Origin of the sequence: Microbacterium sp. 69-7, from assembly GCF_001897985.1 — a bacterium.
In the GTDB taxonomy this organism is placed as follows: Bacteria; Actinomycetota; Actinomycetes; order Actinomycetales; family Microbacteriaceae; genus Microbacterium; species Microbacterium laevaniformans.
On sequence record NZ_MKRU01000077.1, the window covers coordinates 1 to 8,127 of the forward strand.

An 8,127-nucleotide genomic window follows, 5' to 3' on the forward strand; every position below is an offset into this window, starting at 1 on the left:
CGTCACCGATGTCCTGAGACATGACAGCGCTGAAGGTCCACGTCCACCGAAGCCGAAGAAACGGCTTGCTAAGGTCAGTGCCGTCGTTGTCTCAAAATGGATGCAGGTGTCGATGTCGAGCTGGCTAGAAGCTCTCCCGGCGATGATCGCCGCGGGCGTAGTGCTATTCGTACCGGGGGGCCTCGTTGCCGCAGCGGCCGGCGCGCGCGGCTACCGGCTCTGGGCGGTCGCGACGCCGCTCTCGTTCACTCTGGCCGCGACCGCGGCCATACTCTTCTCCGCTCTAGGGATCTCTTTCACGATCGCCTCGTTCGGCGCGTTGAGCATTCTGGTGGCCGCCGCGACGTTCGCCGTACGAAGATGGATTCAGCGCAAGAGTTTCGCTGAAGTGCACCCCCTCCACGCGCCGACTGCGCTCGATCTGAGGCGACGGACGTGGGGAATGGCCGTAGCCGTGGGTGCGGGTCTTCTCATCGGATCAGTGATGATCGGAGGACGACTGCTCATCGCGATCGGCGCGCCGACCGAGATCGCGCAACTCTTCGACAACATTTTCCACCTGAACGCGACTGCGATCATCCACCAGACGGGAGTCGGATCCTCTCTCACGCTGGGAAATCTCACGCCGGCTTCAGCGGGCTTCTACCCTGCTGCGTTCCACGACATGGCTGCTCTGGTCATGGGCCTCGGCGTCGAGGACGTCGCTGTGGCCCTCAACGCCGTATCGATCCTTCTTGCTTGCTTGGTATGGCCCCTGTCGCTCACCTTCCTCACAACTCGTCTGTTCGGTATGCGGGCAGATGTTGTTGTGTTTACCGGGCTGGTCAGCGGCTCGCTCGCGGCGTTCCCGTTCCGTATGTTCTCGTTCGGGGTCCTCTACCCGTTCCTCGCAGGAATGGCGATGATCCCGGTCATCATCGCGCTCGTCGTAGAGCTGTTCGGGATGTCACGCTCGTCACGAACTTCGTTTCTGGGGATTTCTGTGACGCTGGCGGCGATCGGACCGGGTATCGCACTCACTCATCCAAGCGTCGTCATAGCTGCGACGGTGTTCACAGCTCCTTTCGCTGTCGACTTACTGCTCCGCGAATGCCGAAAAGCTCCACCAAGCGCTTGGGGTATCGCGCTCGGCAGCGCCTATCTGGTGGTCAGCGCTGCGCTTTTCGTCCTGATCCGTCCCGCTCTCGACACTGCTCCGTGGCAGCCCACAGAGGACTATCGCCAGGCGATTGGCTCGATAGTCAGCGTTTCCCCGGGGACGGGGGCGATGTCGTGGCTAGCGATCGTTCTCCTCTTGGCCGGACTTGCTGTAGCCGCACGTCACCCGCGACGATACTGGCCGACCGTAGGGACATTCGTGATCGCGGGAGCGATCTACTTCGGCGCGGCCGCTCTCGCCCATCCGGCGCTGCGTGACTTCGTATCTGGAGTCTGGTATCGCGATCCGGAACGAGCGGGCGCGCTGCTCGCCGTGGCGGCTTCGCCCGTCCTGGTCCTGGGAGCAGCGAGCATCGCAAGGCTTACTCGGCGCGGGCTCTCGCAACTCCGGGCAATGGGATCGGATGTGGCTATGCACGCGACGAGTATCACCGCCGTCGCCGCGCTCGGCATCGCATCCTCTCTTTTCGGACCCCTTCCACAAGCGCAGGACTGGGTTCGGCAGTCGTTCGGCCACGACGGCCAGGCTCTCCTCACCGACGACGAGCACGCGTTGCTGTTGAGGACGCGTGACCTCGTTCCGATTGATGGCGTCATCGTGGGCAATCCTCTGACGGGAGCCTCGCTAACGCCGGCATTCTCCGGGCGCGCCGCACTCGCGCCTCACGTTTTCGGACAACGAACGGATGCAGAGTCGTACCTTCTCCAACATTGGAGCCAAGCAGGAAGGGATCCTGCAGTGTGTCCGCTGATCGGCGAACTGAACGCCTACTGGGCGATCGACTTCGGGGATCAGGGAGTTTACCGCGGTCAAATCTCTGTGCTTCCCGGCACCGAAGATCTTGCAGCGATCGCCGGAAAACCAGGGTCAGGCGCAGCCATCACAGAGATCGCCCGGGTAGGCGACGCAGGCCTGTTCGAGGCCTCAGCGTGCATGCCCAGTCCATGAATGCCTGTCTTCTCTGGTGCCGCACGCGGCCCTGACTATATGAAACGATGGACGTGTGAAAGGCATTATTCTGGCGGGCGGCTCGGGCACCCGGCTGCATCCCATCACCCTCGGGGTCTCCAAGCAGCTGGTTCCCGTGTACGACAAACCGATGGTGTACTATCCGCTGTCAACGCTCATGCTCGCCGGCATTCGAGACATCCTCGTCGTAACGACCCCTCATGACGCTCCCTTCTTCGAGCGGCTCCTCGGAGACGGGTCCCAGTTCGGCGTGACGATCTCCTTCGCCCAGCAGCCATCCCCCGACGGACTCGCGCAGGCATTCACCATCGGAGCGGACTTCATCGGCGCCGACAAAGTAGCCCTCGTTCTCGGTGACAACCTGCTTTACGGCCCCGGACTGGGCACGCAGTTGAAGCGCTACACCGACGTCGACGGCGGTGCTGTCTTCGCATACTGGGTGGCCGAACCGTCCGCGTACGGAGTGGTCGAGTTCGATACCGAAGGCAGAGCGGTGTCTCTGGAGGAGAAGCCCGTCGCGCCACGGAGCAACTATGCAGTCCCGGGTCTCTACTTCTATGACAACGATGTTGTGGATATCGCGCGGAACCTGAAGCCTTCGGCTCGCGGCGAGTTCGAGATCACCGATATTAACAAGGCCTATCTCGATGCGGGAAAGCTCCAGGTTGAGGTGCTTCCCCGCGGAACCGCCTGGCTGGATACGGGCACATTCGATCAGATGACGGATGCTGCAGACTACGTGCGAACGATCGAGCGCCGCACCGGCTTGAAGATCGGGGTACCGGAGGAAGTCGCGTGGCGACAGGGATTCCTGTCCGACATCGAGTTGGCGCAGCGGGCGCAGAAGCTCGTGAAATCGGGCTACGGCACATACCTGCTGAACATTCTGGAACGAGGACTGTAATGGCGCGCAGATTATTGGTGACCGGTGGTGCCGGTTTCATCGGGTCGAACTTCGTCCATCACGTCATCGCGCACACGGACGATCACGTAACGGTGTTGGACAAGCTGACCTACGCCGGGAATCTGGCCTCGCTGGGAGGCTTGCCCGCAGACCGCTTCAGCTTCGTGGAGGGTGATATTGCGGACGCCGCGCTGGTCGACGGGCTGTTCGATGCGGCAGATGTGGTGGTGCATTACGCAGCCGAGTCACACAACGACAACAGCCTGAGTGATCCGCGTCCGTTCCTGGACACGAACATCATCGGCACGTACACGTTGCTGGAAGCGGCACGAAAGCACGGCACTCGTTTCCATCACATCTCCACCGACGAGGTCTACGGGGACCTCGAGCTGGATGATCCGGAACGGTTCACGGAGAGCACCCCCTACAACCCGTCTTCCCCGTACAGCAGCACTAAGGCGGGTTCGGATCTTCTTGTTAGGGCGTGGGTGCGGTCCTTCGGTGTGCAGGCAACGATCAGCAACTGTTCGAACAACTACGGCCCGTATCAGCATGTGGAGAAGTTCATCCCGCGCCAGATCACGAATCTGATCCGTGGGATCCGTCCCAAGCTGTACGGGGCGGGTGAGAACGTGCGCGATTGGATCCACGCCGAAGATCACTCCTCGGCCGTGCTCGCGATCCTGGAAAAGGGCGTCGTCGGGGAGACGTACCTCATCGGTGCGGATGGGGAGAAGGACAACAAGACCGTGGTCGAGCTGATCCTCAGCCTCATGGGGCAGCCCGCCAACGCCTACGACCACGTCACTGACCGCGCCGGCCATGACCTCAGGTACGCGATCGACTCCACGAAGCTGCGCACGGAGCTGGGCTGGACGCCGCAGTACCGGGACTTCGAGGCGGGGCTCGCGGCGACCATCGCGTGGTACCAGCAGAACGAGGCGTGGTGGGCGCCGGCGAAGGATGGCGTCGAAGCGTTCTACGCGTCGAAGGGGCAGTGACGGGGTGACCGAGTACGGCAAGCAGCTGAAGGTCACCGACACCCCGATCCCCGGCCTGGTCGTCTTCGATCTGCCGGTGCATGGGGATGCGCGGGGCTGGTTCAAGGAGAACTGGCAGCGGGAGAAGATGACCGCTCTCGGCCTACCCGATTTCGGGCCGGTGCAGAACAACATCTCCTTCAACGATGCTGTCGGCACTACCCGCGGCATCCACGCCGAACCGTGGGACAAGTGGGTATCGGTCGCGACGGGACGGATCTTCGGCGCCTGGGTGGATCTGCGCGAAGGCCCCACGTTCGGGGCCGTGTACACGACCGAACTGGACCCGTCGAAAGCGATCTTCGTTCCCCGCGGCGTCGGCAACTCCTACCAAACCCTCGAGCCCAACACCGCGTACACGTACCTCGTGAACGATCACTGGTCACCGACCGCGGAATACTCCTTCCTCAACCTCGCCGACGAAACCGCCGCCATCGACTGGCCCATCCCCCTGGACCAGGTGGAGATCAGTGAGAAGGACAAGAACCATCCCCGCCTCGCGGATGTGGTTCCGATCCCACCGAAGAAGATCCTCATCATCGGAGCGAACGGCCAGCTGGGAAGCGCGCTGCGCACCTCCTACGCTGGCGTGCGGCATGTCGAGTTCGCCGACCGATCATCCCTCAGTCTTTTGTCACCGGATCTGCTTTCCTCACGCAACTGGGGTGACTACGGCACCATCATCAACGCTGCCGCGTACACGAAGGTGGATGCCGCCGAGACGTCCGACGGCCGTCGAGTAGCATGGGCCACCAACGTCTCTGGTGTCGCACGCCTGGCGCAGATTGCGACGATGAACAAGATCACACTCGTCCATGTCTCGAGCGACTATGTCTTCGACGGCAGCCTCGAGCGCCCGTATCGCGAGGACGACCCCGTCTGTCCACTCGGCGTGTACGGCCAAACAAAAGCGGCGGGCGACGCGATCGTCTCGACTGTTCCGCAGCACTTCATCGTGCGGACGAGTTGGGTTGTCGGCGACGGGCACAATTTCGTCCGGACCATGACCTCCCTTGCGAGTCGCGGCGTCGATCCAACCGTGGTTGATGATCAGTTTGGCCGCCTTACCCCGGCGGCCGATATCGCACGCAGCATCCGCCATCTGCTGGAAAGCGGTGCGCCGTTTGGTATCTACAACGTCACCGGAGGAGGGGATGTCCTGTCTTGGGCCGAGATCGCGCGCCGCGTCTTCATGTCAGCCGGACATGACCCAGCGCGCGTAGCTGGAGTGACGACTGCCGCGTACTACGCATCAACGGACGGTGCGGTCTCACCCCGCCCGAGGAACAGCGTCCTCGATACGACGAAGATCGTGAGCACTGGGTTCACCCTCGGCGACGCCCTAATCTGACCGGAAGCGTGGAGAAGGGTCTCAACGGGCACGAATAAGGCGCCATGAGATCAGCAGCCCCGCGAGCATTTTGAACCCGACGCGAGTGGCTCGGGAGTTCGAGACATTGCCACCTTTGGATTCTCCCTCGCGGGCGTGGAAAGTGACGGGCGCCTCGACCAGCTTAAAGCCATTCTTGAGCGTGACGTCGAGGAAGTGAGCGTTGAACTCAAGGTTCACGCTGGGGTCGTAGTCACTCAGATGCTCGCGCAGGAAACGAGACCTGCAGAGTTTATAGGTCGTTCCCAGATCAGTGACGGTCCCGCGGCCCAAGTGCTTGAACTCCAAGAACTTCCCACCAATGAAATTGCCCCAGAACATAAACGTGGTGAGCTGCGTCGCCCTCTCCCGCAGCTGCTCTACGATACGGGTACCGTTCACAACGTCCCCGTGGGGGATGTACGCCAGCAGCTTCTCCAGGTCCGCTGCCCGGAACGTCATGTCCCCCTCGCACAGCGCAACAAGCTCCGTGTCCGTGTAAGTGGCGCCCTCACTGAGCGCCCTGTACACACACCGACCGTAGCCCGGTTGCGTTTCGACGACGACCGTCGCTCCCGCAGCGGCCGCTGCTGCCGCAGTGCCATCGGAGCTGTTGTTGTCAACGACGATGACCCGGCGTGAAAGCGGGCTGGCCAAGAAATCCGCGACCGCGTTAGCGATGCTCGCCTCATCGTTGTAAGCCGTGAGGACCACCGTGACTGCACTTCGATCCACATCGGCTACCGAGAGTTCGTGGCCGCGACGTCGCCTCCGATAGAAGAGGAGGAAGTCCGCCAGCACGAGAAGTGTGCCGAACGTAAGCGGGGCGCCAGAAAGCCAGACGACGTCGCGGAAGAATCCGTCCGCAACCGGGAAGACGATCCTGATCGGCAGATTGATAACCGATGCTACGGTGAACACGAACAGTCCGCCGCTCATCAGAATCGCACCCCACAGGGCGAGCGGCAAGGTTCGCGTGCCGGCTGCAACGAGGCGAGAATCGGGAGCGATAGACACTACTCTCCAGCTCCCGCGCTGTGCTCCGCCCGCAGACTGGGAGTCCAAAGCCGCGCGAAAGTTGATGTCATCACGCCACGATTCTACGTTGCGAGGCAGTTCACATAATACCGAGGTACGTCCACCACTCCGCGTGGCACGACGGGGCTGCAGCGAGGGTATGCGAGCCTGTTGGAATGAAACTCCGCCCGACTGCTCTACGCCTTGCTGTTCTCGCGGCCGTCGGCATCCTGACCGCGGGGCTCTTCACAGCCGCAGAGGTTGTCGTGACACCGAGCCTTCGAGCGACGGCGGCAGACCTCGGAGCGTTCAACCCCGAGCGGATCATCGACGACTCGGTGTTCTACAACGGCAACGCGATGAGCGCGGACCAAATCCAGGCATTCCTGGACCAGAAGATTGGGACGTGCCGCAACGGCAACTGTCTGAATGTGTTGACAGCAGGGATCTCCTCCCGAGGAGCCGTGTATTCGCAGACCACGGGCAACCTGATCTGCTCAGCGATTCAGGGCGGCAGCATGGCGGTGTCCGAGTTGATTTACCGCGTGCAGGTGGCTTGCGGGATATCTGCCAAGGTCATCCTCGTAACCCTGCAGAAAGAACAAGGGCTGGTCACGAGCAGGGCTCCGTCGGATTGGAACCTGAGCGCCGCGATGGGCGCGTCCTGTCCAGATACCGCCCCCTGTGACCCCGCTTTCGCCGGTGTGGGCCCGCAGATCCTCAAGGGAACCCAGCAGTTGAAGACATACAAGGCCGCCAACTTCGCGAAGCAGCCCGGCGCGAACTACATCGCATATAACCCCTCATCCTCCTGCGGAGGCTCCTCGCTGAACATCCGCAACTACGCGACCGCCGCACTGTACAACTACACGCCGTACCAACCGAACGCGGCTGCCCTTGCGGCAGGGTATGGGTTGGGTGACTCCTGTTCCAGCTATGGCAATCGCAACTTCTTCAACTACTTCACAGACTGGTTTGGATCGACGCTCGGGTACGACGTGCCCGACTACTTCTCCGGCGCGTACGCAGGAAACCAGAGTTGGCTCGGGTACCCCATTGAGGCGGTAACCTGCTCGGCGATCGGCTGTGTGCAGCAGTATGAGGGCGGTGCACTCGCTCGCAGTTCGGCTGGAGTCTTCGCTGTGTCGGCCGACTACTTGACGACTTGGCGCAACTACGGTCGCGAGTTCGGGCCGATCGGAATTCCTGTCTCCAGCGTGGTCTGCTCGGATATGCAGAACGCGTGCCGGCAGGAATTCTCGGGCGGCTGGCTCGTATCAAACGGAGACATCGGCATTAGATTCGTGGGCACCGATGCCCGTGCAGTGTGGGGGTACTGGGGTCGAGAGTACGGACCGCTGGGCCTTCCCATGACTGACGCGATATGCGAGTCCAATGGTATGTGCCGACAGGTTTTCCAGGGGGGTTGGATCGTCGCATCCGCAGCCGTCGGGATTCGAGTGGTTCCCAACGCAAGTGTAACGACATGGTCGAACTGGGGGCGCGAATACAATATCCTTGGCCAGCCGACCTCCGATCCGATGCCCACGAACTGGTCGAACTACACCCAACAGTTCCAGGGTGGAGTCATCACCGTCACCGCCGGACAAGGACGCCTGACTTCCGCGACCGACCCCTGGGTGGGCACAGCACTGGCTAACCCATGGCT

General features: G+C 62.0%; 6 protein-coding genes. 5 read left to right on the top strand and 1 reads right to left on the bottom strand.

Going from position 1 to position 8,127, the window contains the following annotated elements; genetic code table 11:
* The 4 genes from BGN98_RS07345 to BGN98_RS07360 all read left to right on the top strand — a co-directional run.
* A partial coding sequence (locus BGN98_RS07345; protein ID WP_288120523.1) for a DUF6541 family protein occupies positions 1-2,107 on the top strand: 2,107 nt, incomplete at its 5' end.
* 55 nt (positions 2,108-2,162) lie between these two features.
* A complete protein-coding gene (gene rfbA / locus BGN98_RS07350; RefSeq protein ID WP_288120525.1) occupies positions 2,163-3,032 on the top strand; it encodes a glucose-1-phosphate thymidylyltransferase RfbA in 870 nt (289 codons plus the stop codon).
* On the top strand, positions 3,032-4,033 hold the full coding sequence (rfbB, locus tag BGN98_RS07355) for a dTDP-glucose 4,6-dehydratase (RefSeq protein WP_288120527.1): 1,002 nt from the start codon (positions 3,032-3,034) through the stop codon (positions 4,031-4,033). The genes rfbA and rfbB overlap by 1 nt, the downstream gene beginning before the upstream one ends.
* Positions 4,034-4,037: 4 nt before the next feature.
* The gene (locus tag BGN98_RS07360) at positions 4,038-5,423 is read left to right on the top strand and encodes a sugar nucleotide-binding protein (RefSeq protein ID WP_502687823.1); all 1,386 of its coding nucleotides are present in this window, start codon (positions 4,038-4,040) and stop codon (positions 5,421-5,423) included.
* Positions 5,424-5,444: 21 nt separating this feature from the next.
* Here BGN98_RS07360 and BGN98_RS07365 read toward each other — a convergent pair whose 3' ends face one another.
* Complete coding sequence (locus BGN98_RS07365) at positions 5,445-6,380, bottom strand: glycosyltransferase (RefSeq protein ID WP_288120529.1); 936 nt, start codon at positions 6,378-6,380, stop codon at positions 5,445-5,447.
* Positions 6,381-6,634: 254 nt separating this feature from the next.
* Between BGN98_RS07365 and BGN98_RS07370 the strand changes: the two genes are divergently transcribed.
* Positions 6,635-8,127 (top strand): LGFP repeat-containing protein (locus BGN98_RS07370; protein ID WP_502687824.1); only part of this gene is annotated, 1,493 nt, incomplete at its 3' end.

What these genes read in the sequence shown, in the direction of transcription:
- BGN98_RS07365 (WP_288120529.1), bottom strand. Translation starts at nt 6,380, where the DNA reads ATGAGCGGCGGACTGTTCGTGTTCACCGTAGCATCGGTTATCAATCTG.
- rfbB (WP_288120527.1), top strand. Translation starts at nt 3,032, where the DNA reads ATGGCGCGCAGATTATTGGTGACCGGTGGTGCCGGTTTCATCGGGTCG.